This is a genomic window from Caballeronia sp. INML1, assembly GCF_023631085.1.
Lineage (GTDB): Bacteria > Pseudomonadota > Gammaproteobacteria > Burkholderiales > Burkholderiaceae > Caballeronia > Caballeronia turbans.
On record NZ_JALQDT010000058.1, the window covers coordinates 14,041 to 38,191 of the forward strand.

Below are 24,151 nucleotides of genomic sequence, written 5' to 3' on the forward strand. Positions count from 1 at the left end.
CGGCTCGATCGTGCTCACTTCGTGAAGCGCTGCTGCAACTCCGCGAACGATGCGATGCGGCCCAGAAGCGCGCTCGCCGCGACCGTCGGCGGGCTTGCGAGCCACACCTTCCCCGGCCCGGACCGGCCCGGAAAATTTCGATTGATCGCGCTGATGGTGACTTGCGTTGCCTGTGTCGATGAACCCGGCCCGCAGTTCGCGCACGCGCCGCACGAGGGCTGAAGCAGAATCGCGCCGACGCGCTCGAACGCATCGACGTAGCCTTGCGCGACGCAATAGTCGCGCACGTCCTGCGTGCCGAACTGCAAATAGAGCTTCACATTATCGGGCACACGCAGGCCGCGCTTTGCCGCCCACGCGAGCACGTCGTGATAGTGATCGAAGTCCTCGCGCTTGCCCGCCGTGCATGAACCGCCGTAAGCGATATCGACGCATGGCCGGTCATCGAGTGCGGCAAGCGCGACGCCGTTGCCCGGATCGCCCGGTGCGGCGAGCATCGGCGAGAGACGCGCGCAATCGATCGCGATGACATCGGCGTAGCGGGCGCGTTCATCGCTCTTCATCCACGGCTCGACCGTGAAATCGATGCCGCGACGTTCCTTCAGGAAGCGCACGGTTTCATCGTCGGGTGCGACGATGCCGGTGAAGCCGCCGAGTTCGGCGGTCATGTTGGTGAGCGTCGTGCGCTCGTCCGTGGACAGGCTCGCGATGGCCATGCCCGCGAATTCGAACACCTTGCCGACACCCGCGCCCGCGCGGATGCGCGCATCGGCAAGCAGGTGAAGCACGATGTCCTTCGCCGTCACGCCCGGGGGAATCGGGCCATGCAGTTCGATACGCAACGATTGCGGCACGGTCATGCGCACCGCGCCGGTGACGAACGCGTTCGCCATGTCCGTCGTGCCGACGCCGAACGCGACGCAGCCCAGCGCGCCGCTATGCGGCGTATGCGAATCCGTTCCGACGACGACCTGTCCAGGCAACGCGTACCGCTCGGCCATCATGGCGTGCGAGATGCCTTCCGAGCCTTCGTCGATAGCGCTGTTCGCTTCGTTCAGATAGCCGTGATTGCGCACATCGTAATCGAGCGCGAAAGCGCGATGTGCCTCGGACAATTCGCGCACGTTCGGCAGCAGGCCGTTACGCACATGCAGGTCGCTGCGATGCGAATACGAAAGATGATCCTCGAACGCGAGCATGCTTTGCGAGTCGTGCAGCGTGAGCGGGCGTCCGAACGTCGCGTGCAGCATGTGCGCGGCCATGCCGGTGTAGTACTCGTGGATGAAACGCCAGTCGGCGCGCACGAAAATGCCGTTGCCCGGTTCCAGCGACGCGCTCGTCACATCGGTCGTCAAGGCATGGCGCGCGAGAATCTTTTCGACGAGCGTGCGCGGCGTATCGTCGTTCGATGGTTCGCCGACGCTCACTCGTTGCATGCGCAGCTTTCCATAGCGCAGCAAGCCGCCGCTCTTCAGGATCGCCGCCGCCAACGGATCGCGATCCGCGACGAGTTCGTCGATATCGATCGCCTCGCCGCGCCGGATGCGCTCGATCAATCCGAAGTCCGAAGACGTGAAAAGCCCGAGATTGTCCGCGTTCTGCCGATAGATTCGCTCGAAGCTGCGCGCAATCACGAGGCGAATCCCTGCGTGATATTCGGCGAGCGGGCTATGCTCGCGCGATGAACCCTTGCCGTAACGCGTGCCCGCCACGGTGACCTGAAATCCGCCCGAACGCACGTCATCGATGCCAATCGGGTTGCGTCCACCCGCATGAAAGCCAACATACGGACATTGGCCGAGACGCTCGTCGAAACGCGTGAGCACATTGATCGGCGTGATTTCGTCGGTGGATACGTCGTCGCGCAGCGCGCCTGCTTCGTCGAGCGTCAGGTCTTCGCCCGCGAGTTGCCGTTCGACCCTCGCCGGGTCTGCGCAAAGAAACAAGATTCGCCCGCTTGGATCAAGATTGGCCATCGCATTCTCCTCCGATGCCAATCTAGCCGCACGCGCGCGCCTGCACCAAGTGCTCGTTCGGCACAGGGGGCGTCGCGAGACGCGACGTCCGTATTAACCCTCGAATTCGACGAGCGTATCGATGAGCGCCTGCACAGCTTTCAGGCGCGAAGACTTTCGCGGCGCATGCACCTGTAGCCGGCGGCCGCGTCCCCAGCTCTCGCGCAGCGGAACACGCACAAAGTTGCGCGAGCCCGCGAACGCAGAGGCCGCGCTCGTCGGCACGATGCCGATGCCGAGTCCCGCCTCGACCATACGGCATTGCGCGTCGAAGCTGTTGACGGTGACGGTCACGTTGAGCGGCACGCGTGCGGCATCGGCGTGCTCCTTCAACGTCTGATCGAGCGATCCGCCCGCCTGCAACGCGACGAGCGGAAAGCGCGTCACTTCGAGGAAGCTCAAGGCCTCTGCCTGCGCGAGCTCGTGACCGGGCGGCAGGACGACCATCAGCGGGTCCTCGGCGAAGTGCCACGAGTCGAGGCCGGCATGCACCTTTGTGCTCGCCGATATGCCCACGTCCGCGCGATCGTCGAGACAGGCGCGAATCACTTCATCGCTGATTTGTTCCGTCAACGCGATCTCGACGAGCGGATAGCGCGTCTTGAACAGCGTCAGGCGTTCGGGTAAAAAGCCCACGATCGCCGAGGCATTCGCATAGAGACGCACGACGCCCGCGATCTGGCCGCTCATCGACCGCACTTCGCGCGCCATGCCTTCGAGCTGGCCGTGAATGGAGCGCGCGCTCGCATAGGCATGCTGCCCCGCCTCGGTCAGTTGCACGCCCGAAGGCGAGCGAATCAAGAGCGCGACCCCGATGGCCGCTTCCAGATCCGCGATGCGCCTGCTCAACGCCGAGGGCGCAATGTGACTGCGGTTCGCGGCGCGTGCGATCGATCCTTCTTCGACGACCGAGATGAAGAGCTCGAGACTGTAGGGATCGATGCGCATGCGTGTGACAAAAGATGGCTAGTGGCGAAGTATGTCACGGGCCACACAAGAGCGAATTACTGCGTGGCATCGGGCGGGGATGTCGATGCCGCGTTGTTCGCGTCGGCGATCAGCTAAGTTTGAGCTTTTGGGTAACCGCCCGCTTGCGAAGCGGGCGCATACGCTTTTGAACGGCGCGCCGCCGCTTTTAGAAACCCGATCAGCAACGGATGCGGCGCGCCATCACGCGACGAAAGTTCGGGATACCCTTGCATGCCCGCAAAGAACGGATGCTTATCGGCCTCGATGGCAACGGCGATCGAGCCGCTCTCGTCGTGCGCGCTGACGGTCACGCCGAGCGACGCGAGCGGCGCTTCGAGCACCGGATTGAGCCTGTAGCGATGGTTGCAGAGAATGCTCGCCTGCGCGCCGAGCATGGCCGCGATACGCGATCCCGGCACGAGGCTTATTGGCCGCAAGCCTGAGCGATGCAACAACGCGCTATCCTCGCCGACAGGAATCGGCTCGAAGCTGGCGACGCGCGCATCGGCCTGCGCCTCCTTCATGCCGATCTCATCGCTCTTCAACGCGAGCCGCGCGATGGCCGTCGCCATTGACTGCATGCCGAGACACAAACCCACAACCGGAATCGACGCCAGCCAGCCGAAACGCGCGGCCTCGATCTGTCCCGCCACGCGCGCCATGTCCGCGCCGCCCGGCAATAGAATGCCGTGTGCATCGGCTAGCAAAGTTTCTGTGTTGTCGCGGTCGATGTCCTGCGCCGCGATGAAGCGCACGTCGAGATCGAAGCCGAGCGCATCGGCGGCGTCACCGAGGGCGGCGAGCGTCGCGGGGTATTGCTGATGCTGGTCGCACTCCCGGCCTATCAGCGCAATCGTCATGGACGGCCCGCTCGCGCGCGATGCGGCGTCTTCCGTGGATCGCCATCTTCCATAGCGATCCCGATGCGCTTGCAATACCACGCCCGAACCATCTTCGACGAGCTGTGCGCTATCGGCTTCATGAACGACGCGCAACATCTCCACGTCTTCGGTGCATTGCGTAGGAAACGCGTCGAACGATTGCACGAGCAGCACGATATCGCGCGTGCGCGCCAACGCAAAAATCTCATGGCATGGTTCGGCAGTGTCGGGCAGGCCCGTGCGCGTGCGCCAGATCAGACCGCTCGCGACTAACCGCCCATCTGCTGTGACGTGCCGATGCGCATCGGGAAACCGCTGTTCGTCGAAATGCACGCCCTCGCAGCGGAGTTCGGCATTCAAAGTCCGGGCGAACAGCGCGGGAAGGGCGCCGAATTGCGCCGGCTCGGGGGTAGCGTCTTCCATGAGATAGAGCATGGAAGGCCATCCGATAAAAAGAAAAACCCGCGACACGGCACACGTGTCGCGGGCATGGCGTCTGGTGCTTCGGCGCTTCGGACCGCGGCGACAGCGGGTGTGAACGCCGCACACGCGGTCTCGATGCGCCGGCACGCGTCGCGCAGCGTGGGCATCGGACCAGCATACGCGATCCGCACATGGTTCTCCACGCCGAACGCGCTGCCGTGCACCACGCCGACATGCGCCGCTTCCAGCAGATTAGTCGGCGAAGTCGAGATCGGTAGCGATGACATCGCCAGAAGGCGCAGTAGCACCTATCGCGCCCGAGCAGTCCACGAAGGCGTATGACGCGCCAACGGGTGCATCGCAACGCAGGCCGGCATGACCCTGCGTGTCTTCGGTCCGATGGCAGCGCGCAGATCGTCAGAGCAGGCCCGGTCACCGACGAAGTAACTGTGCTGCGCGTGTTGATGAACAAAGCAGTCGATCTATAATTTTACATAAACCTAAGCTAACCATTGTTCTGTAGTGGTCCTAGCTTAAATTACATATCAATCTTTCTGGAGTTGCTCCCAGTCTTGCGCACGCATCTCGCGCCTTAGCCGACGCTCATCGGCCATCGGCGGCGCGGCTCCAGCGTACGGCTTCGCTGTCGTTGCAATGGGTTGCGGTCGAACTTCCGCTCCTCGGCACGGCGAACGAGTCATGACGACCCACTACGGACGGTCGGATGGGCGCCATCCAAACGACCGGTTCCAGAGTACAACAGTCATTTCTTTCCTGTCTGGGAGGACCGGCTAGCCCACCCTCGCAACCGTTCTTGAGCGTCGCGTAGTCGTCGAGGTCATAACGCGAGCCTTCCCGCCCGTAGCCTGACTCTTTGACCCCGCCAAACGGCGCGGCCTCGCTCGATACAACACCCTCGTTCGCGCCCACGATCCTTCTGGTCTCCTGGCCTGTGGGATCCGGGATGCATGACTGACCGTTTTTGGGGGCAGGCGCGCCGCGTAATGCCTTTCGCATGCCGTGTTGACTCGGTGGTCTGGACTTGCCGAGGTGGCTGCCGAGTTCGCCTCGGACAAGACAGATACCGGATCTCTAGTGAGCGATCCGCAATCAGACCTTGCGCAAATCGTCTTTTATGCTGATGTGCCGCCTTGCCTGGGTGAGCAGATAGTCGGCCCCTTGAATACTGAAGACACGCCGTCTATGGTTCAAAGGCTATCGGGGTGAGCGCCGGCGCGCTGCGTGGATAAAGACCTCTGGACTCAACCAAGGATCGAACACTCATGGACGGATTGACCGAAAAGATTGCAGCCATCGTCGAAGAGGCGAACCAGGATGGAGCCTTTCGCCAGCAGTTACTGGACGAACCCCTGGCGTGTCTAAAAGCAAGGGGCTTGGATATATCCGATTCTTCTCTTCTGGCGATTTCATATACGGCCGGTTATGGCGTTTTCCTGGGCATTGATATACGCGCGCTCTCGGATGCACCCAGCCAGCCAAAAGAGCCAAGAGGAAAAGACATCAATTCAGATCATTTCCTGGATTGCCTGAATGTCAACTCACGCAATGGAATTCAGAATGAGCAAAATAAACAATCTTCGTGACTGGCTGGAATTCCTTGACCGCACCAAGCGTTTGATCTGCCTCGAAGACAATATCGCGCTCGAATATGATGTTCTTCGATATATCGAGCATTTCGAAGGGAAGCAGGCCTGCTTTTTTTCGCGACCCGGAGGACATGAGGTACCGATTGCCGGAGGATTGCTTGGGCAGCGGCAATGGGTGGCTGAGTTGCTCGAGCTTCCCATCGATCAGATCCTGCCCGCCTTTCAGAGGGCATTGAAAGCCCCATTGGAGTGGAATGTGGTCGAGCAGGATTCGGCTGCTGTCCACGAAGTAACGCACGACAAGGATATCGATTTAAAAAGGATCCTGCCCATCATTACCTGCCACGAACGCGATGGTGGCCCTTACATCACCAGCGGCCTCGTGCATGGACTGAATCTGGAAACAGGCAAGCAAAACCTCTCGATAAACCGTCTTCAAGTGCAAGGGCCTGACAGGCTGAGCATCCTGATGCTCCCGCGCGATCTGTTCGCTTATTATCAGGCCGCGGAAAAGCTGGATAAGGAATTGCCGGTTACCGTTACCATCGGCCACGATCCGGTGGTCGAATTGGCTTCGCAGGCCATTGCGCCGCGCGACGTGTGCGAACTGACCATTGCAGGCGCACTCAAGCAGCGTCCGATCGATGTCGTAAAATCATACACCAACGATGTCCATATTCCTGCGGACGCCGAGATAGCGATCGAGGGGTTCATCATTCCACATAAACGCGTATTGGAAGGCCCATTTGGAGAATTTCCAAAATACTACACCGGTCAGGACCTGCTTCCCTACATCAGGATTACCTGCATCACCCACCGCCGCAATCCGATTTATCGCGTCAACAATCCCTCCGGGATCGAGAACGTCATTATCGGCGGAATCCCCCGGGAGTCGTCCATTCTGGAGCCAATGCAGCTCAATTTTCCTAATGTGCTGGATGTTCGCCTCACGTCGGGAGGGCTCGGACGTTTTCATTTGATCGTGAAAATAATAAAGAAGCAGTATGGCGAAGCAAAAAACGTTATCGCCTGTGCATTTGGCTGCCATTACGACATCAAAATGGTGACTGTCGTCGATGAAGACATCGATATCAACGACAGCGAGCAAATCGAATGGGCAATCGCAACCCGTTTTCAGGCTTCTCGCGATCTGGTCATCATCCAGCACGGTCTGGGTTCTAAGCTCGATCCTTCGGGAGACAAGCGCGGATTGAATGACAAGATGGGCCTGGACGCGACCAAATATCTGGGCGATGACGAACGATTTTATGTGTCTCGCATCCCGCCTAGCTTGGGCAACGTCTATGACCGACTAGCGAAGGACAGTCAATCACTCGCCAGCTATTTGAGGTCGTAATGTGTACACGATGGGCGAGTTCGCCGGCACTTACATCCCTCCTTTGCGGTCGAGGAGCGCCCGTCGCCTGGCCGTGCGCTGGGCCGCCGCGCTTTTGCTGGTGTGGCGTGCCTGTACGGCGCGAACCGTGTCGGCTGTATGTATTCGGCCAAGCGGTTGCCGAGCGCGGGCCTCGGCGTACAGTACGTCCTGAAACCTGCTCACGGCATCTTTGCCAATATGGAGTTCGCATTCGGAAAGGACGACAAGGCCGCCCTCTTCAAGATGGGATACGCATCCTAAGCCGATCTCGGTCTTCGGCCAGCTTCAATCGTCCCTGCTTCGCCGCTCAGCCGCAATTGCTTCGTTACCCCAGATCATCTATCAATCACTGATTTCAGGCTGTGGCCAGATGACCGGACGTGGACTTGGACAGTCAGTCACGGAAACGCCGAGAGCGTCCTTTGCTGGCCGTGTGGTGAAACCGACTTCATCCGTAATTATGAATTTTCGACCGGAAGCACGAACCATAGCCGGATAAAACAATTTACGAATATATATGACGACTGGGTGATTGATCGGATCGTCTTCCATACCCGTCGCCTGGACAACGCGATATTCGCGTTACACTTATAGATTGATCTGTTACTGCCGTCGCTTTCGATATTAGCAAGAACCGATACAAGTGGGATGTTCGGATTGATACTCGGATTTCTTGCAGCGAGACTGTTCTTCCGCAGCCGTTGATCGATAGGCTTTTCGAGTTCTGTCGGCGGGCTGGGCTTCGATATGCAGCAATTGACTTAAGAGAATTGGCCGATGGGGACCATTGTTGCTTTGAAGTGAATCCTGCGGGACAATTCCTCTATCTCGATCTGATCGCGGGGTACGCAAATCTGCAAGCTCATGGCCGAAGCGCTTCAGGGGGAAACGCCGACAGAATATCCAATCCCGTTCGTCCCGGAGCATCTGAAGGATAGGGAGGCCGCCAAACGCGTGGTGCTGGAACAAACTGTTCCGCTGAACAGTGTGGGCGATTTAGTAACCCATCTGTTTTGATTGCATGAGAGTTCGCGGGCACTGCTGGAAATTGGATAGCGGTCTGCGCCCTCAACCTCGCCGCGAGGCAGCCGTTTTTGCGAGCGCGCCTTGTTAGACGCGGCAGCAAGGCACACGTTGCTCCGCCTTAGCGAACAGTTTGTCTGCCTGGATAAGTTTATGTCAGCATCTGCGGCGCGTCGCTGCTTCGCTGGCCGAGGTGCGTGGCCGGGACTATCCAGTTGACGCTACCTGATAGTGAGACCGCGCAACTGCCCGATCCTATGCGTTTCAAGGTCGAATGAAATGGCCGATATCAGGGAGGGACCAGCCGTCTCGGTGTCTCGGTACGATCGCATACGAATGTCCCTCCATGGCCGAAAGTGTGCATTGCCGCTGACGCTTAACGGACTTACCGTGGTCGGACAGGCAAGTTTCGCCGGTCCCTGGATGCAACTAATCGTCTATGTTTGCATACCCCTGGCATCGCAACGAGCTCTGCAGAGATCTGGGGTTTGGGCACAGGGACTTTCATGAGAGAGTGGCGGTTGGCGAATCGGAATCGGCAGGGTGCGCCGTCGGGATGTGTTGGGTGACCTCGCTTAGTTTCACCAGTCTACGCGATGCTTCTCTTCGGTCTCCTGATGGCGCCGATCGTCGTCGACGTGCAAGTAAATGCTAGTCGTTGTCAGCGAGGCATGTCCGAGGTTGTCGCGCACCGTGCGCAGATCTACCTTGCGGTCGGCCATGTGCGAGCCGGCGCTGTGCCTGAGCCAATGCGCGGACGCCTTCTCAAGCAGATCGGCTCGCGCGCTCGCCGTATCGTCGCCGCGAGTTGGAGTGGCAGCAGGCCGAAGAGGCTGCCACGCGCAAAGCGCTCGAGGCGCAGATCAAGCGTCTCGGCGAGGAGGCCGTCGCACGCGAGCGGGAATTGGAAAAAGTACGTGATATTTTCTCGCGGGATCTGGAGAAGCCGCGCGAGACGGCCAGCCGTGCTGAGGAGCGCTTACGCGCATCGGAAAAGCGGGCGCTCCTGGAGATCGATCGGGAACGCAGCGCCACGGCCAAGGCTCAGAAGGAACTGGCCGAGGTGGCCAAGCGGGCGGAAAAGCGAGAGGCCGAGCATCGTCGCACCGTCGAAGCGCTGCAGACGCAGCAGGGCGACACGCGCCATCAGAACGGGGTGCTTCAGGGCAAGCTCGCCGCGCTCGAAGCGGCGCATCAGTCACTTCAGGAGCAGTTGAAGTCGCTGCGCACCGCGGCGCGGCCGCCTACGCGCCGCGTACCCGCCGCCGAAGTCAGTCCGCCTGCCAGGCGAGCCGCTCGAAAGGCAGTGGCTGGCAAAACGGCGAGAGTGAAAGGTCGCCCTTAGATAATGACCGGATGGCGCGGACGGGTGGTGGTCTACGATCGAAAAGCGCGCTAGCCGCGTCGTCGGCTGACAGGAGCGAACAGATGAGAAGATCAGCAGAGAACAAGTTGCGGGTGGTGGCGGTGCGCATCGACCCCGTCATCGAACAGCGGTTGCGGGTGCTGGCAGAGGCCACGGGGCGAAAGCAGTCGTTCTTTTGTGTGTCACGAACGCAGGCGTGAGCCTGCGGTGCTGTACCGAAGATGGGAGTAGGCCTGACGATGCACCCAGCGAAGTCAAAGATCGTGTATTGCAAGGATAGCAATCGAACTGGCACCTATGCGCCCGCGATCCGCTGCGTCTGCCGCAGCGTAGACGCCATGAGATATGCCACGCGCAACCCCGATAAAGACGCGCTTTCTCTACGGAACATGGGCGTGGCAGAGATCTTCGGACCGGGGACAACCGTACACGAGATCGTCGCGCGGCTCGTGCGGCTGGTCGAAACGAGCCGCTTCGGTGTGTCGGCCTGGTCAAGATGCGTCACTGATCTAGACCGAAAGAGCTCTACGGTTGACTCAGGTCCGCGTGCGCGGTGATCACTGCTGCCTGCCGCCGTGCGCCGACCGACCGTGCGATGGCTGTTCCGATCGCGAGCACTAAAAGACATGCGGTAGGAACAAGCATCGGCGCAGTGTGGCTCTCGCTGATCTTGCCGACATAGGGCATGAGGTTTTGACCGAAGGAACCTCCGAGATTTCCGATGCAGTTGATGGCCGCAACACTCGCTGCGGCTCGAGCACCCGAGAAGAAGCGCGGCGGAAGCGCCAGAAGCACGGATACAGCAAAGGAATACACGCCCCGCCGAGGCACAGTGCAATGAAGCGAAGGGAAACGGTTGGCAATATCAGGCTCGAGGCGAAGCAAACGACTCCAACGCCCGCAACGACGGTCATCGCTCGGAGGACAACGCGCTCTCGTTTGAGCTTGCCCGGCAGCCACAGCAGGAGCAAGGCTGCCAGTGCCCACGGAATCATGTTGAGCAGTCCGTTGACCGTCGACGAGACGCCATAGCTTTTCACCAGTGTAGGCATCCAGTAGGTCACTCCATAGAGTGACGTCGACATCAGCATGTAGGTTGCAGCGAACATGAGAACCTTGGGGTCGATGAATGCAGCCCAGGGATGCGACGCCTTCGCCTCGGTAGGCGCCTCCCTTTGAAAAGCCGCCAGTACAATTTCCTTCTCCGCCTGCGAGAGGAATGGCGCGACTTGAACCGAGTTCGGAAGATACTTCAGCGCGACAAAGGCGATGAGGATGGCCGGAATGCCGGTTGCGATGAACACCCACTGCCAGCCCTGCAAATCCCACGTGCCGCCGAGCGAAAGCAGCAGGCCACCGACAAGCGACCCCAGCATGTTTGCCAGTGCGCTACCCAGGGTGAAGAACCCAAGCACGCGCGTTCGATAGCTCTGCGGGAACCATTGCGTGAGGTAGTAGATCACGCCAGGATAGAAGCCTGCCTCAGCTACTCCGAGCGCGAACCTGTAAAAGTAAAACAGGGGCAGCGACTTCGTAAAGGCGAGCAAGACAGTGATGATGCCCCACGTAATCATGATTCGCGCCAGCCATGTACGCGCTCCAAAGCGGTGGAGCGCCAAAGTGCTCGGCACTTCGAACAGCAGATAACCGATGAAAAACAGTGATGCGCCAAAACCGTAGGCCGCCTCGGTCATCCCCAATGCTTGCACCATTTCAAGCTTTGCGAATCCGACATTTTGCCGGTCGATGAACGCGATGAGGAACATCACGATGAGCAGCGGCATGAGTCGCCACGCCATTTTTCTCATCACATGCTGTTCAGAAATCGGAATCGAATCCATGTACCCCCCAGAAATGTCGCCTGCGACACCGGTCCCTCGTGGAGACGGGCAGTGGCATCCGACACAAGATATAAACATATATATCTTTATATCTCTGGATGACACGGGCGAACTATGAGGTGTTACCCGAACGATGCAGGGAGCAGCCGGAGCGCGAACATAAGTCGGTCGGGGCGCAAAAAGGCACGCGCGGGTTGCGCGTAAAGCCGGGAGAAAGTTGTCTGTCAAGGAGTCCGCGCACGGGCGGGCTAGAGAGGGAGGGTTACCGGATTTCTACTTGATATTGGAACCCTGTCGCGGCGCCTCGCGTTGTGCGCCATTCAATCGGTGTTCCGGCGAAGTCCAGCGCCACTCGATTGACCATAATAACGGGGCTGCCGACGTCAACGTGAAGTGTCGCCGCATCCTCTTGATTGGCCTGTTCGACGGTCAGGGTTTCAGTAGCCGATGCCACTATCTGCCGGCAAGCCCGCTCGTAGAGGGGGTACATGAGGTTCCCGAAATCGTCGAGCGGAAGTGTCGCCAACGCATCGAAGCGGGGTCGGGAGAGCCAGATTTCCTCGCGGAGAACCGGTTTCGAATCGATGAGACGCACTCGGGACAGGTGAATGCTCTTTTCGGTCGGCTCCATTTGGAGCGCATCGCGAATCGCCTTGTTCGGCTTCACGATCTCACGCTTCAAAACTCTGCCGATCGGCTGGACTGCTTGGCCTTCCGCCGATTTGAACCGAAAGAAGCGAAAGAGGGATGAATCGAACCGCGGTCGACGCACAAATGTTCCTTTCCCTTGCGTGCGCGTGACGACGCCTTCTGCTACGAGCAATTCGATGGCTTTCCGTAGCGTACCGATCGAGACGACATAGGCCTCGCAAAGGTCGGCCTCGGTCGGTAGCGCCTGCTCGGGCGTCCATTCCCCATTGGCGATTCGACGCACGAGGTCGTCGCGGATCAGCTGATAGCGCGGAAGCCGTAGGTCGGCATTAGCGTGGAAGGAGGCCGTGTTCATGATTCATATAGTTAACCACAACTCTAGCTCTCCGTGTGGATCACAGCAATCTCTGCGGGTTAATCCCCCGACGGATCAGGACAAGTCCGTGCCATCCAACGCACGATTCGCTGGTTTCGGGGTTTAAGACCGTCGCTTGCGCGTCGCAGGCCTTCGGGCTTTTTTGGTTTTGGGGGAGACGGAGCGCTGGCTGGCATCTTTCGGCAAGCGCCGAGGATCGCCAAGGAGCTCGACCAGCCGTGTCTCGCATTCGGAAAACGAGTACCCGCGCCGCTGCGAGACCACGAAGGTGAGGGGGCGCATGTGCCATGCGCGCCGTTGAAGTTCGACAAGGCTTCCATTCACGAGGTCTTCCGCGACGATGTGATGCGGCATGTGCCCCCAGCACAAGCTTCCCTTTAGCAGATCGTGTTTCGCGCCGAGGTCATTCACTCGCCATTGGCGTTCGCTGGCCCTGTTGTGTCTTTTCTGCATCGGGCTGATTGTCGGTTACGACGAGCTGGATGTGCCGGCCAAATTCCTCCCGCGGGATGGGCCCCGCGGTTGCGGCTAGCGGATGCGATGGCGCGCAGACGGTCACCATTCGCGCCTCACATAAATGCTGCCTTTCTATGGTGCCTGGGCTCAACTCCGGCACGTCGGTGATCGTCACTGCCAACGCGCACGTGCCTTCGAGAACCAGACGCTCGCCGCCTTGCATCGTCGTCATGCGCAGATTGATTGCAACCGTTGGAAAGTCGGCCTGCAGGGTACGCAGGCATTCGATCAAATGCGCACGCGCAAAATAGGTATCCACGGCTATCGAGACCTATGGGACCCCGGCCTCGGCGATCGACGCCGCGCGCATCTTCATTTCCTCGGTGCGTGAGATCACCCCGCGAGCATCGGGCAAGAGGCTGCGGCCCGCGGCCGAGAGCGTCGCTTTCCGAGTATTGCGCTCGAACGGCACCACATCAAAGGCGCTCTCGAGCGCGTTGATCGCGTGACTGATCGCCGACTGTGCACGCCTCAGTTCCCGTGCAGCCCCGGAAAAGCTTCCCTGGTCGCACACGGCGACGAAGGCCCGAAGCTGATTGATGGTGACGTTGTCGAGCACAGATATCTAAAAAGTAGATGGCATTTATAGATATTCAGTCAATTGGCTTCATGAAACAAGAGTCTCAGAATGGTGTTTGTCACTTTTGTTTCGAAGGAAGCACGACATGAACAGACTGAATGGAAAGACCGCTGTGATCACCGGCGGCGCCACCGGCATCGGCCGCGCCACGGCAAAGCGCTTCATCGAGGAAGGCGCCTTCGTCTTCATCTTCGGCCGCCGGCAGGACGCGCTCGACGCCGCTTTGGCTGACCTTGGGCCCAATGCCCGCGCGGTGAAGGGCTCGGTCTCGGATCCGGCCGACCTCGATCGACTCTATGCGGCGGTGAAGGCCGAGCGCGGAACCCTCGACATCGTCTTCGCCAATGCCGGGGCGGGAAGCCAGCTTCGGCTAGGCGAGATCACCGCCGGGCACATTGACGAAACGTTCGACACCAATGTGAAGGGTTCGATCTTCACGGTCCAACAGGCGCTGCCGCTAATGGGCGAGGGCGGTTCGATCATCCTGACCGGATCGAGCGCCGGCACCACGGGCGCCCCGGGAATGAGCGCCTATAGCGCGAGCAAGGCCGCAGTGCGCAACCTCGCTCGGACCTGGGCGGAGGACCTGAAGGGCACCGGCATCCGCGTAAATGTGCTGTCGCCCGGGGCGACGGCCACCGAACTCGCGAAGGAGGCGCTGGGCGAGGAAGGCCAGAAGGCTTTCGCCGCGATGACGCCGCTCCAGCGGATGGCCGATCCGGCAGAGATCGGAGCGGTGGCCGCCTTTCTCGCGTCGCCGGACAGCAGCTTCATGACCGCCAGCGAGGTCGCCGTCGACGGCGGCCTTGCGCAACTCTGACGCGCTGCGCCCTGCCGGTCACTCCATTCGATACTCGCGGCTCGCAGGGCGTTGCAAACCAAGGAGATTAAATGAGCTACGCAATTATTGGTTTCGGCAAGATTGGCCAGGCGCTTGCCAAGGCGTTTGCCCGAAGCGGCATCGAAGTATGCGTCGCGACCACTCGCGACCCGGAAAGCTTTGCCTCCGCTGCCGCCGCAATCGGACCCACGATCGTTCCAACGAAACTGGCTGAAGCGGTCGAGGCGGACATTGTCTTCTTGGCTGACGTTTCGAGTCGCACCAGGATGTCACGAAGGCGTTGCCGAGCTGGCACGGGAAGACCATCGTCGATGTGACCAATGCATACGGCGTGTCCCCCGAGGAACTGGGAGGACAAGCTTCGTCCAGGTTCGTCGCGCAGGCTTTCGCTGGCGGAAGGCTGGTCAGGGCTTCAATCATCTGGCCGCCGCGGTCCTCGCGTAAGACCCGTCCGTACATGGTGGGAAGCGAGTCGTGTTCCTGGCGAGCGACAATGACGGCGCCGCAGCGGAGATTGGAGCGCTTGCGGAAGATCTCGGTTTCTCGCCGATCGAACTTGGCGGACTTTCGGAAGGTGGACTGCTCGTGCAGGGGCGCGGAAACAGCTGGGGTCAACTGATCTTCAAGGACCTGGTCAAGTTCGACTGATGAAATGGAGAGAACTCGATGAGCACTGGAGAGAATGTCCGGATCGTGAAGGATTTTTTTGCAGCAATCGGTCGCGGCGACGAGCAAGGTCTGCTGGCGTTGGCTGCCGAAGATATCGAGTGGATCATTCCGGGCGAGGACTGGCCGCTGGCTGGCACGCACCGCGGGCACGCGGGATTGGCGAAAGTGCTTCAGAAGGCTTCGAACGAGGTGGAAATGACATACCTGGCGCCCCCCGAATTCGTCGCGTAGGGAGACCGGGTTCTGGTCATCGGCGTCGCTACGGGCAAAATCAAAGCGACGAATAAGACGTTCAAGGACGATTGGGTCTTCGCCATTACCGTTAGAAATGGCAAGCTCGCGAACATCCGGGAATATATCGATACGCAAGCCCTGGCGCGGGCCAGCGAGACGGACGCGACCCCTGGATCCTGACCCGGCTTTCGGCATGGTCATGAATGCTCAGGCGACCGTTGCCTCCGGTGGATGCTTCGCAACATAACGTCCCGGCGCGGGCTCGATCGGCGCGAACTTCGCGCTGCCCAGTTTCTTCGGCGCGGCGACCTGCTCGCCCGCGTACGTTTGCAGCCACTTGCTCCAGTGCGTCCACCAGCTTCCCGGCTGCGAAGTGGCCGATTCGAGCCACGCTTCTGGTTCGTCGCCGAGCTTGCCGTCGATCCAGTAGGAGCGCTTGTTCCTCGATGCAGGATTGATCACGCCCGCGATATGTCCGCTCGCGCCGAGCACGAACTGCGTCTCGCCGCCCAGGAGACGCGTCGACTGGTACGCGCCCTTCCACGGAACGATGTGATCCTCCTGCGTCCCGAAGATATAGCTCGGCATGTCGATGCGCGCGAGATCCACCGGCGTGCCGCACATGGTGAGCCGCCCCGGCTGGCAAAGATTGTTCTCGAGATACATGTTGCGCAGATACCAGGCGTACATCGGCCCGGGCAGGTTGGTGCCGTCGGCATTCCAGTAGAGCAGGTCGAACGCCTGCGGCGCGCCGCCCTTGAGGTAGTTGTCGACGACATACGGCCAGATCAGGTCGTTCGCACGCAGCGTCTGGAACACGAAGCCCAGTTCGCCGCCCGAATAAATGCCGCCGCGCCCGATGGTCTGCTCGCGCTGCGTGACGCCCGCCTCGTCGATGAATACGCCCAGGTCGCCGGGATCGCTGAAATCGAGCATCGTCGTGAGCAGCGTGAGGCTCGCGACCGGATCTTCGCCGCGCGCGCGCAGTACCGCCAGCGCCGACGACAGAATCGTTCCGCCGACGCACCAGCCGACCGCATTGACCTTGTCGGCGCGGCTGATCGCCTGGCCCACTTCGATCGCTTTGATCGCACCGCTCTCGATGTAGTCGTCCCAGGTGATGTGGCCCAGGTCCCTGTCGGGGTTTCGCCACGACACGAGGAACACAGTCTGCCCCTGTTCGCACGCGAAGCGCACGAACGAATTCGCCGGCTGCAGGTCGAGGATATAGAACTTGTTGATGCATGGCGGCACGATGACGAGCGGCCGCTCGGCAACCTTCTCCGTGAGCGGCGCGTACTGGATCAGTTGAAACAGTTCGTTCTCGAATACCACCGATCCCTTCGAGACCGCCACATTGCGCCCGACTTCAAAGGCGCTTTCATCCGTGATGGATATGCGTCCGCGCCTGAGGTCTTCGAGCAGGTTCGCGAACCCCGTGCGCATGCTCTTGCCCTGCGTCTCGATCGCGGTTTGCATCGCCTCCGGATTGGTGACAGCGAAATTGACCGGACTCATCGAGTCGATGAACTGGCGCGCGTAGAAACGCAGCTTGTGCTTCTCCTTCGCGTTGATATCCGCGGCTTCGACCATATCGTTGAGCAGCTTCGAATTGAGCAGATAAGTCTGCTTGAGGAGGCTGTACCACGGATTGTCGTGCCAGGAATCCGACTTGAAGCGGCGGTCGCCGCGCTCTGGCTGAATGGCGGGCTCTGGCTTCTGGCCGGTCGCGCTCGCCATCATGCCCGCATAGAGCGCCATCTGCTGCTGCCAGTAATGCGCCTGAGCCTGCGCGAGCGCCAGCGCGGGCAATGTCCTACCGGACTCCGAACGCGCGTCGGTCGTGTTGCCGGCCACGCCCATATAGGCTTCCAGCAGCGTCTGCCCGGATTTGAAAAACCCCCGGACGAACTCTTCCGGCATGTTGAACGGCGAGGCCATGTTGTCTCCCTGGGGTCATCGTCAAAAGCACGCCGCGCGCCTTGTCATCAGACAGGGCGCGCCGAAGTGCAGCATTCCGACTGGACGAAACCGCGCTATTTTCGCTGCAGCATCTTCTTTATTTCGTCTACGTGTTCGTTGGCGCGCTGCGTGATGTTCGCCATCGTGTCGGCCTGCGACTTGCGTGCGATTTCCGCGAGATCCTTGATGTCTTCGAGCGCTTTCACGCAGGCATTGCGTACGAATTCGTTTTGCTTGCCCGGATCGCTGATGCCGGTTTTCGCCGCTTCCTGAATGTCCTGCATCGCGCGCGTGAGCATGTCGGTCTGCTTCCGGGCGAGTTGGTGCATGGACTCGTACGCGGTCTTGTTCGCTTCGACGATAGCCTCGATGTCCTTCTTGCGCGATTCGACCAGTGCCGACATGTCGACGCCGGGCACCTTGAACTGTTCGAGCATCCTGGTCAGATCTTCGAAGGGATTCTTTGGGTCAGCCATGACTGTCTCCTGGGTTGTTTGTGTGATGCGGAGGGCTCGGATCGCGATGCTGGATTCGCGGAACGCTCGTGCGGTTCGCCGGCTTGGTGGCGCCGTCGAGACCCAGGCCTCGCGGACATCACTTTACGCCGTCCGGGCGCAGCGTGCTCCGTGCTTTGCACAAGATGTTCCGTGATTACGCCGTGTATAGCGTGATTAGAAAGATTGCGAATCGGTAGCCTAGAACGATGAGGCCAGCCGTCAGCGCCAAAGTTGCCGCTTTAACGAGCCTTGTCACACCGTGAGAGCCGAAGACTGGCAACAACGCCAGGAACACATAACCGCCACAGAGGCTCAGATTGATGATCGAAAGAAGGTTGTCGACGACGGGTGAACCGAGTCCGAGGCCGCCGAGACGGACCTCGATGGCCGCGACGCCGAGCGCGAGCGAGAACAGCAACAGCAAGAACGCATAGAGATGGAGCGAGAAAAAGACAATGTGACGAATGGCTTGCGCGCGCGGAGGAAGGTCGTCCACAACAACAGCGTGAACGGAATCACCATGAGAATAATGAGTGACTTGGCATTGAGCACGGCCGCACGATCGAAAATGGACGTGTACTGAGGCAGGTCCGTCCGTAGTTTCGCGACGCGTTCGGCCACCAGCGACCGCGCGAGCGGACTCCGGTCCTGAAGATAAAGATGGGACTGCAGCGTCGAGCCGAAGACCTGGGTGTCGGTCAGCGACTGCATCGCGAAGAAAAACGCGTTGGCGCTGAGAAACAGTTGGAACGGCGGCACATAAGGCATCCGCTTTCCGTTCAAATGCGCGACCGTCAGCTCGCCGGGATGACGCAGCAAAATCCAGATCGTGCGGAGCAGGCGCCCGTCGATGGTCGTTACCGCGTGCAGGACCTTCGCTCCGATCCCGCGCAGGGTAAGGTCGGAAGGCCGGAGCGGGCTCTCGCCGCACATCGGGCAGAACGGTGTGGTGACGCGATTTGCGCACGTCGGACATATCCAGGGTTCGGTCGCAGACATGACGTCCTCCGTTGGACCGCTCGTACACATGGACTAACAGAGTCGATTGTGAGCCCTGCGACCGTATCATCTGCGCGATGCAGCGACGAATCTCACCCGTCAAGTGGGTGCCACGGGCTCTGCGCCATAGAAGCAGTCTAGACGACGAACGGCTCCGCACGGGCGCGGTAGCTCGGACTCCCGAGCTACCGCGTGCCACTACTACACGGCGCGCTCAGGCAACCTGGACAGCAATGGCCCGAGACCTTCTGCAATCGTCAAATGGGAAATCACGGCATCTCGGAGCTTCGGATACGGAAGTTCTGCGATCATCGCCGTCTGCACCGCGGCCAGCACTTCTCCCGCTTCCGAGCCGATCATCGTGAAGCCGAGAATGCGGTCGTCTTCCGCGCCGACGAGCACCTTCATGAAGCCCTGCGTTTCGTCGGTCGCTTCGGTTCGCAGCACACTGCTCATCGGTAGCGTCGCGACGCGCGCGGCGATGCCCTCGCGCCGCGCATCGGTTTCGCTCAGGCCGACGCGCGCGAGCGGCGGATCGGTGAACAGCGTGTATGGAATCAGCCGATCGCCGGTGCTGCGGTGTCCGCCCGCCATGTTGTCGCGCACGATCCGGAAGTCATCGACGGAAACATGCGTGAATTGCGGGCTTCCCGCGACCTCGCCGATCGCCCACACATCGCGCGCCGACGTTTGCAACCGATCGTTCACGCGGATATAGCCGCGCTCGTCCAACTCGATGCCTGCACGCTCCAGGCCGATATCGGCGGTGTTCGGAATGCGCCCGGCTGCGACCAGAATGTCGCTGCCCTCGATGGTCTGCTCGCCCGAAGGCGTGCGCACGACGACGCGCACCTGCGTGCCCGAGTGCCCCTCGACGCGGATCGTCTGCGCGTCCAGCACGACGTCGATCTCTTCCGCGCGAAGTATGCGCAGCATTTCGTCGCCGATGTCCGCGTCTTCGCGGGACATCAGTCGTGCACCGCGCTCGATGATCGTCACGCGGCTGCCGAAGCGCCGATACGCCTGCGCCATCTCGACGCCGATATAGCCGCCGCCCATCACGATCAGATGCGATGGCGCGCGATCGAGATCCAGCGCGCCGATGTGCGTCAACGGATCGGCCGACGCCAGGCCTGGCACATCCGGAATCGCGGCATGCGTGCCGACGTTGACCACCACCTGATCGCCGCCGAGCGTGCGGGTGCCGCCGTCATTGAGCTGCACCTCGATGGTCTTCGGTCCGACGAACCGTCCGACGCCCATGATCAGCTCGGCGCGGCTCGATGCATACGCCTGTACGTGAAACGCGGCTTCCCGTTCGACCATGCCGCGCTTGCGATCGCGAACCTTCGCCATATCCACGGCGACGGGTCCCGTCGCTACGCCGAAATTGGCGGCATGCCGCGTCAGATGCGCCACGCGCGCACTCCAGATTTCATTCTTGCTCGGCAGACACGCGACGGCGGGACACGAGCCGCCTACCCACTGCCGCTCGACCACGGCGACGCGCTGCCCCGAGCGCGCCAGATGCCACGCCAGAAGCTTGCCGCCCTGACCACTACCTAGAATCAACGTATCGAACTGTTCGATCTGAGACATGACCTTCTCCCAATCAGCTAACGGATGAATCGATGTGGAGCGGACGAATCCGCTCGCGAGTGTCTGCATTACTCGACGGGCGGAAAATCGACGTCGGTGTCGTTGATGCGGTTGAACGTGTTGGTGAAGATCGTCATGGCAATCGCCAGCGATATCTCCGCCAGTTGCGAATCGCGATAACCTGCCGCGCGGATGGCGGCGAGTTCGTCAGCGCCGATCGTGCCGCGCGTCGTCTGCAAAAGCCGCACGAAGCGGATCAGCGCATCGCGCTTGAGATCACCGGTCAGCTGGCCGGCGCGAATCTGCCTGAGCGCTTCCGGCGTCAGACCGGTCATCTTGCCGAGCATCACGTGCGCGGCTACGCAGTAGTCGCAACCCGTCTGCTCGCTGATGAGCAGCTTGATGGTTTCCAGATCCTGCTTGCTCAGGCTGCTGGCGGCCAGCGCGCCTTCGGCGTCGAGCGCGGCGTTCAGCGTCGCGGGCGCGAGATGGCCGAGCGCCGCGAACAGATTCGGCACGCTGCCGCCCGCAATCTTGCGAACGCGTGCGTAGACGTCGGCGGTGTCGCCCGTAGCGTTGGCGACGGCGGGAATGGAGATGCGACTCATGGTGGACCTCATTCGGCGGTGGTTGGGAGCCTCCACTTTAGGGTCGCCGGATGAGCTTGTTGAGTCGCTAAATTCTCAATATCATGCTCAAAAGTCTCATCGTTTCATTCGAGGTAAGCATGTCGATGTCGATCGATTGGCTGAGCCGCCTGCTCGGCATGATGACCGTGCGCGGCCAGCTCGAACTTCGTTGTTCGTACGGCGCGCCGTGGGAAGTCATTTACGCCGATTCAGACGCGGGCGAGATGCCGTACCACATGGTTCTCGGCGGATCGGCCGTGCTGGAGACGCCCGGCGGCGGCAGGCCGCAACATCTGCGCGCCGGGGACATCGTGATGCTCACGCACGGTTCGGCGCATACGCTTCGCGATGGCAGCGGGGCGCGGCCGAAACCTGCCCGGCAACGCGCGGCGCTGAACCTGATCATCAGCGAAAACAAGGGCGCCGGCGAGCGTCTGGACATGCTGTGCGGACGGATCGTCCTGGCGCCGCCGCATGACCGCTTCGTTCGTGCATATCTGCCGGCGCGGCTCGTCGTCCGTACGTCGACAGCGAAGGGCAGCGGACAGGGCGCGGCGCTGGAACAATTGAATGGTCTCGTCGCGTTGATGCGCACGGAATCGATCGCCGACAATCTCGGCGGCTACGCGATGATGAACGCGCTGTCGGCGGCGCTTTTCGCGCTGGCGTTGCGTGCGAGCGCAGAGTCCGACGAAGCGCCCGCCGGTCTGCTGACGGTCGCGGGACATTCGCGTCTGTCGCCGGCGCTCGCCGCGATCTTCAACGAGCCGGCGCGCGACTGGACCCTGCCGGAACTGGCGAGTCTATGCAGCATGTCGCGCGCAACATTGATCCGTCATTTTCAGAACAAGGTGGGACGTTCACCCATCGATCTGCTGACCAGCATCCGAATGGCGCTGGCGGCAAATGAGTTGAAGAGGCCAGGCGTATCGACCGAAGTGGTGGCCGAGACCGTCGGCTATCAATCCGTGGCGGCCTTCAGGCGCGCGTTCAGTCAGCACTTCGACATGACGCCGGCGCACTGGCGGCGCTCGAATGTGGACACGCAGCAGGCGCGTGTCGAAGACTGAGGATACGCGCCCGCGCTTACAACCGCGTTCAGGCGGAGAACTGCATCGCCAACTCGTCGTCCTTGATGCTGGCGATGGGTTGCAGTATCGAGCTATTGAACTGCCTCGGTTCGCGCCCGCTCGCGAGCATCATCGGCAGATCGGGATTGGCGAGCGCGCCGCGTCCGACCGTCACGATGTCCGCGCCGGACCCGAGCGCACCGGCGATACGCTCGGCCGTATGCAAGCCGCCGTTCGCGATGATCGTCGCGTTCGGCGCGCAGCGACGCGCTAGCGCGATGAGGCTGTCGCGTGTGCCTTCGAATGCGGGCTGCCACGCTTCGTGCTCGGTCACGTGGATGAAGTTCACGCCTGCGTCGGCGAGCGTGCCGAAGATCACTTCGGCGTCCGCCTCGCGGCCGGGCCACTTCGACGCGAAGTCGTTGACCTTGCCCTGTGAGATGCGGATGCCGACCGGCACTGCATCGCCGACGCCGAGCCGCACCAACTTCATGACATCGACGAGCAGTTGTACTCGCGCTCTCGTGCTGCCACCCCAACGGTCGTTTCTGAGATTCGTTTGTGCGCCCAGAAACTGGTCGAGCAGATAGCCGTTCGCGCCGTGAATTTCCACACCGCTGAATCGCCCGATATTCACCGCGCGCTGTGCCGCCTGCACGAAGCCGCTGATCGCTTCATCGATCTCGGCATCCGTCATCTGTCTGGGCTCGGGATACGGTCCATCGCCGTAATAGAACGCCATCTGTTCGCCTTTGGGCCGAACGGCCGATGGCGCCACCGTGTGCTTGCGATAAACATTGCCCTGACTCAGCGCGCCTGCGTGAATCAGTTGCGCGAACACGCTTGCGCCATGTGCGTGCATGTCGCGATTGAAGGCTGCCCATGCGCGCGCCTGTTCGTCATCGGCCAGGCCAGGCTGAAAACGGTATCCTTGCGAAAACGCCTTGTCGGTATAGATACCTTCTGTCGTTACAAGACCGAAGCCGCCTTTCGCGAACCGACCGTAGTAGTCGAACATCGTCTGTGTCGGATGGCCGTATTCGGTAGCCGTGATGCGCGTCATCGGGGCGACTGCGATGCGGTTGCGCACCGCAATGCCGTTGCCGTCGTACGGGGAAAGGATCTGCGAGGTGAAGTCGTTCATTTCGCGTCTCGTCAAGGAAGGAAAGTGACTTCATCCTAGGCGTTGGGAGGGCAGGAAAACAGACATCGAATGGTGAAGCCGCCGTAACTTTATCGGATATAAACCATGTTCCTTCCAGACGTTCAAACCTTCCTCGCCGTCGCGTCGGCGGGCAGTCTTTCCGCTGCGGCGCGCCAGCTCGACGTCGTTCCCATGCAGGTGTCGCGACGCATCGCCGCGCTGGAAGAAGATCTCGGCGTGCGTCTTTTTCATCGCACGACCCGGTCGCTCACGCTGACTGCCGAAGGCGAAGCGTTCGTCCCGTTCGCTACGGCGATGGTGGATGCGGAATCCGGCGCGCGCGCCGAGCTTAGCCCGTTGCCGGGAAAGGCGTCGGGCGTGCTTCGTCTGACGGCTCCAAGCGGGTTCGGACAATCGGTCGTGCTGCCCATGCTTGCGAGTTTGCTCGAAGCCAATCCGGAGCTTCGCATCGACCTCGATCTTTCGGATCGTCAGGTCGATATCGTCGGGCAGGGCCTCGACGTGGCCTTGCGGATTGCGCCCTTGGAGGACTCCGAGCTGGTGGCGAAGAAGATCGCTCCCAATCCTCGCCTCGTTTGCGCCGCGCCGGCCTATCTGAAGAAACACGGGCGACCCTCGACGGTTGCCGATCTGGACAATCACGCCTGCATCCGACTGAGTGCGGTGCGACGGTGGCCGCTTGTCGTCGACGGAGCATTGATCCGCAAGCGCGTGGATGCTTGTTTCACCACGACCAGTGTCGAAGCGGCGCGAACCGCTGCCGTGCAAGGTCTGGGACTCGCGCAGTTGACGTATTGGGACGTCTTCCGACAGGCAATTGGGAGAATTCGCGTTCATCCATGGTACCCACAGTAGCGAAA

The 24,151-nt window shown here is 60.9% G+C and carries 19 protein-coding genes and 6 pseudogenes; 10 read left to right on the forward strand and 15 right to left on the reverse strand.

The genetic code is table 11. The annotated features are described in order from the left end of the window. Positions 1 to 14 precede the first annotated feature (14 nt). The 4 genes and pseudogenes from NCR38_RS22720 to NCR38_RS22735 form a co-directional block, all read right to left on the reverse strand. Positions 15 to 1,976: an aconitase family protein gene (locus NCR38_RS22720; protein WP_061121806.1), complete on the reverse strand. Its 1,962-nt coding sequence runs from the start codon at positions 1,974 to 1,976 to the stop codon at positions 15 to 17. Positions 1,977 to 2,069: 93 nt separating this feature from the next. Next, a complete protein-coding gene (locus NCR38_RS22725) occupies positions 2,070 to 2,963 on the reverse strand; it encodes a LysR family transcriptional regulator (RefSeq protein ID WP_061121807.1) in 894 nt (297 codons plus the stop codon). A 113-nt stretch (positions 2,964 to 3,076) separates the two neighbouring features. Further along, positions 3,077 to 4,300, reverse strand: a complete 1,224-nt coding sequence (locus NCR38_RS22730) for a glutamine amidotransferase-related protein (protein WP_250477658.1) — start codon at positions 4,298 to 4,300, stop codon at positions 3,077 to 3,079. A 780-nt stretch (positions 4,301 to 5,080) separates the two neighbouring features. Beyond that, positions 5,081 to 5,221 (reverse strand): annotated as a pseudogene (locus NCR38_RS22735) (aldehyde dehydrogenase family protein); the annotation flags it as partial. Between the two features lie 350 nt (positions 5,222 to 5,571). On the opposite strand from NCR38_RS22735, the gene NCR38_RS22740 reads away from it, so the two are divergent. Both NCR38_RS22740 and NCR38_RS22745 read left to right on the forward strand, forming a co-directional pair. Beyond that, entirely contained in the window at positions 5,572 to 5,892 is a 321-nt protein-coding gene (locus NCR38_RS22740) for a hypothetical protein (protein ID WP_143756455.1), read from the forward strand. Further along, positions 5,867 to 7,252, forward strand: coding sequence for a UbiD family decarboxylase (locus NCR38_RS22745; protein WP_250477659.1), 1,386 nt, complete (start codon positions 5,867 to 5,869; stop codon positions 7,250 to 7,252). Before NCR38_RS22740 ends, NCR38_RS22745 begins: the two co-directional genes overlap by 26 nt. A 363-nt stretch (positions 7,253 to 7,615) precedes the next feature. On the opposite strand, the gene NCR38_RS22750 is transcribed toward NCR38_RS22745, so the two are convergent. Further along, entirely contained in the window at positions 7,616 to 7,825 is a 210-nt protein-coding gene (locus tag NCR38_RS22750) for a hypothetical protein (RefSeq protein WP_143756456.1), read from the reverse strand. A gap of 312 nt (positions 7,826 to 8,137) precedes the next feature. On the opposite strand from NCR38_RS22750, the gene NCR38_RS22755 reads away from it, so the two are divergent. Then, positions 8,138 to 8,290: a hypothetical protein gene (locus NCR38_RS22755; protein ID WP_250477660.1), complete on the forward strand. Its 153-nt coding sequence runs from the start codon at positions 8,138 to 8,140 to the stop codon at positions 8,288 to 8,290. 587 nt (positions 8,291 to 8,877) lie between these two features. Here the strand turns inward: NCR38_RS22755 and NCR38_RS22760 are convergent. Further along, a pseudogene (locus NCR38_RS22760) lies at positions 8,878 to 9,096 on the reverse strand (tyrosine-type recombinase/integrase); the annotation flags it as partial. A gap of 8 nt (positions 9,097 to 9,104) precedes the next feature. On the opposite strand from NCR38_RS22760, the gene NCR38_RS22765 reads away from it, so the two are divergent. Then, positions 9,105 to 9,641 carry a hypothetical protein gene (locus NCR38_RS22765; RefSeq protein ID WP_311394675.1) on the forward strand — a complete coding sequence of 179 codons (537 nt, stop codon included), beginning with the start codon at positions 9,105 to 9,107 and terminating at the stop codon, positions 9,639 to 9,641. 83 nt (positions 9,642 to 9,724) lie between these two features. Further along, positions 9,725 to 9,862 carry a hypothetical protein gene (locus NCR38_RS22770; RefSeq protein WP_250477668.1) on the forward strand — a complete coding sequence of 46 codons (138 nt, stop codon included), beginning with the start codon at positions 9,725 to 9,727 and terminating at the stop codon, positions 9,860 to 9,862. A 325-nt stretch (positions 9,863 to 10,187) separates the two neighbouring features. On the opposite strand, the pseudogene NCR38_RS22775 reads toward NCR38_RS22770, so the two are convergent. The 3 genes and pseudogenes from NCR38_RS22775 to NCR38_RS22785 all read right to left on the reverse strand — a co-directional run bounded on the left by NCR38_RS22775 (position 10,188) and on the right by NCR38_RS22785 (position 13,605). Then, positions 10,188 to 11,503, reverse strand: a pseudogene (locus tag NCR38_RS22775) (MFS transporter). Between the two features lie 262 nt (positions 11,504 to 11,765). Beyond that, positions 11,766 to 12,509, reverse strand: coding sequence for a GntR family transcriptional regulator (locus NCR38_RS22780; RefSeq protein WP_061121639.1), 744 nt, complete (start codon positions 12,507 to 12,509; stop codon positions 11,766 to 11,768). A gap of 123 nt (positions 12,510 to 12,632) precedes the next feature. Further along, positions 12,633 to 13,605, reverse strand: a pseudogene (locus tag NCR38_RS22785) (LysR family transcriptional regulator). Positions 13,606 to 13,711: 106 nt separating this feature from the next. Here NCR38_RS22785 and NCR38_RS22790 point away from each other — a divergent pair. The 3 genes and pseudogenes from NCR38_RS22790 to NCR38_RS22800 all read left to right on the forward strand — a co-directional run bounded on the left by NCR38_RS22790 (position 13,712) and on the right by NCR38_RS22800 (position 15,550). Continuing rightward, positions 13,712 to 14,446, forward strand: coding sequence for an SDR family NAD(P)-dependent oxidoreductase (locus NCR38_RS22790; RefSeq protein ID WP_061121640.1), 735 nt, complete (start codon positions 13,712 to 13,714; stop codon positions 14,444 to 14,446). Positions 14,447 to 14,517: 71 nt separating this feature from the next. Beyond that, positions 14,518 to 15,115: pseudogene (locus NCR38_RS22795) on the forward strand (NADPH-dependent F420 reductase). An 18-nt stretch (positions 15,116 to 15,133) separates the two neighbouring features. Then, positions 15,134 to 15,550: pseudogene (locus tag NCR38_RS22800) on the forward strand (nuclear transport factor 2 family protein). Positions 15,551 to 15,577: 27 nt separating this feature from the next. Here the strand turns inward: NCR38_RS22800 and NCR38_RS22805 are convergent. The 5 genes from NCR38_RS22805 to NCR38_RS22825 all read right to left on the reverse strand — a co-directional run bounded on the left by NCR38_RS22805 (position 15,578) and on the right by NCR38_RS22825 (position 21,035). Then, a complete protein-coding gene (locus NCR38_RS22805; RefSeq protein WP_061121641.1) occupies positions 15,578 to 17,311 on the reverse strand; it encodes an alpha/beta hydrolase in 1,734 nt (577 codons plus the stop codon). A gap of 95 nt (positions 17,312 to 17,406) precedes the next feature. After that, positions 17,407 to 17,808: a phasin family protein gene (locus NCR38_RS22810; RefSeq protein ID WP_061121642.1), complete on the reverse strand. Its 402-nt coding sequence runs from the start codon at positions 17,806 to 17,808 to the stop codon at positions 17,407 to 17,409. 333 nt (positions 17,809 to 18,141) lie between these two features. Further along, positions 18,142 to 18,828 (reverse strand): DUF3667 domain-containing protein, encoded by a 687-nt coding sequence (locus tag NCR38_RS22815; protein ID WP_250477661.1) that lies wholly within the window; start codon positions 18,826 to 18,828, stop codon positions 18,142 to 18,144. Between the two features lie 201 nt (positions 18,829 to 19,029). After that, complete coding sequence (locus tag NCR38_RS22820; protein ID WP_061121658.1) at positions 19,030 to 20,427, reverse strand: mercuric reductase; 1,398 nt, start codon at positions 20,425 to 20,427, stop codon at positions 19,030 to 19,032. 68 nt (positions 20,428 to 20,495) lie between these two features. After that, positions 20,496 to 21,035 (reverse strand): carboxymuconolactone decarboxylase family protein, encoded by a 540-nt coding sequence (locus NCR38_RS22825; protein WP_061121643.1) that lies wholly within the window; start codon positions 21,033 to 21,035, stop codon positions 20,496 to 20,498. Positions 21,036 to 21,154: 119 nt separating this feature from the next. Here NCR38_RS22825 and NCR38_RS22830 point away from each other — a divergent pair, with 119 nt between their 5' ends. Next, the gene (locus tag NCR38_RS22830; RefSeq protein WP_061121659.1) at positions 21,155 to 22,126 is read left to right on the forward strand and encodes an AraC family transcriptional regulator; all 972 of its coding nucleotides are present in this window, start codon (positions 21,155 to 21,157) and stop codon (positions 22,124 to 22,126) included. Between the two features lie 28 nt (positions 22,127 to 22,154). Here the strand turns inward: NCR38_RS22830 and NCR38_RS22835 are convergent, their stop codons facing one another. Beyond that, positions 22,155 to 23,270, reverse strand: a complete 1,116-nt coding sequence (locus NCR38_RS22835; RefSeq protein ID WP_061121644.1) for an NADH:flavin oxidoreductase — start codon at positions 23,268 to 23,270, stop codon at positions 22,155 to 22,157. Between the two features lie 105 nt (positions 23,271 to 23,375). On the opposite strand from NCR38_RS22835, the gene NCR38_RS22840 reads away from it, so the two are divergent. Next, complete coding sequence (locus NCR38_RS22840) at positions 23,376 to 24,146, forward strand: LysR family transcriptional regulator (RefSeq protein ID WP_086961624.1); 771 nt, start codon at positions 23,376 to 23,378, stop codon at positions 24,144 to 24,146. Positions 24,147 to 24,151: the final 5 nt, after the last annotated feature.

Bases quoted from the DNA above. Each gene is read 5' to 3' on its own strand.
- NCR38_RS22720 (WP_061121806.1), bottom strand. From the start codon at position 1,976: ATGGCCAATCTTGATCCAAGCGGGCGAATCTTGTTTCTTTGCGCAGAC.
- NCR38_RS22725 (WP_061121807.1), bottom strand. From the start codon at position 2,963: ATGCGCATCGATCCCTACAGTCTCGAGCTCTTCATCTCGGTCGTCGAA.
- NCR38_RS22730 (WP_250477658.1), bottom strand. From the start codon at position 4,300: ATGCTCTATCTCATGGAAGACGCTACCCCCGAGCCGGCGCAATTCGGC.
- NCR38_RS22740 (WP_143756455.1), top strand. From the start codon at position 5,572: ATGGACGGATTGACCGAAAAGATTGCAGCCATCGTCGAAGAGGCGAAC.
- NCR38_RS22745 (WP_250477659.1), top strand. From the start codon at position 5,867: ATGAGCAAAATAAACAATCTTCGTGACTGGCTGGAATTCCTTGACCGC.
- NCR38_RS22750 (WP_143756456.1), bottom strand. From the start codon at position 7,825: ATGGAAGACGATCCGATCAATCACCCAGTCGTCATATATATTCGTAAA.
- NCR38_RS22755 (WP_250477660.1), top strand. From the start codon at position 8,138: ATGGCCGAAGCGCTTCAGGGGGAAACGCCGACAGAATATCCAATCCCG.
- NCR38_RS22770 (WP_250477668.1), top strand. From the start codon at position 9,725: ATGAGAAGATCAGCAGAGAACAAGTTGCGGGTGGTGGCGGTGCGCATC.
- NCR38_RS22780 (WP_061121639.1), bottom strand. From the start codon at position 12,509: ATGAACACGGCCTCCTTCCACGCTAATGCCGACCTACGGCTTCCGCGC.
- NCR38_RS22790 (WP_061121640.1), top strand. From the start codon at position 13,712: ATGAACAGACTGAATGGAAAGACCGCTGTGATCACCGGCGGCGCCACC.
- NCR38_RS22805 (WP_061121641.1), bottom strand. From the start codon at position 17,311: ATGGCCTCGCCGTTCAACATGCCGGAAGAGTTCGTCCGGGGGTTTTTC.
- NCR38_RS22810 (WP_061121642.1), bottom strand. From the start codon at position 17,808: ATGGCTGACCCAAAGAATCCCTTCGAAGATCTGACCAGGATGCTCGAA.
- NCR38_RS22815 (WP_250477661.1), bottom strand. From the start codon at position 18,828: ATGTCTGCGACCGAACCCTGGATATGTCCGACGTGCGCAAATCGCGTC.
- NCR38_RS22820 (WP_061121658.1), bottom strand. From the start codon at position 20,427: ATGTCTCAGATCGAACAGTTCGATACGTTGATTCTAGGTAGTGGTCAG.
- NCR38_RS22825 (WP_061121643.1), bottom strand. From the start codon at position 21,035: ATGAGTCGCATCTCCATTCCCGCCGTCGCCAACGCTACGGGCGACACC.
- NCR38_RS22830 (WP_061121659.1), top strand. From the start codon at position 21,155: ATGTCGATGTCGATCGATTGGCTGAGCCGCCTGCTCGGCATGATGACC.
- NCR38_RS22835 (WP_061121644.1), bottom strand. From the start codon at position 23,270: ATGAACGACTTCACCTCGCAGATCCTTTCCCCGTACGACGGCAACGGC.
- NCR38_RS22840 (WP_086961624.1), top strand. From the start codon at position 23,376: ATGTTCCTTCCAGACGTTCAAACCTTCCTCGCCGTCGCGTCGGCGGGC.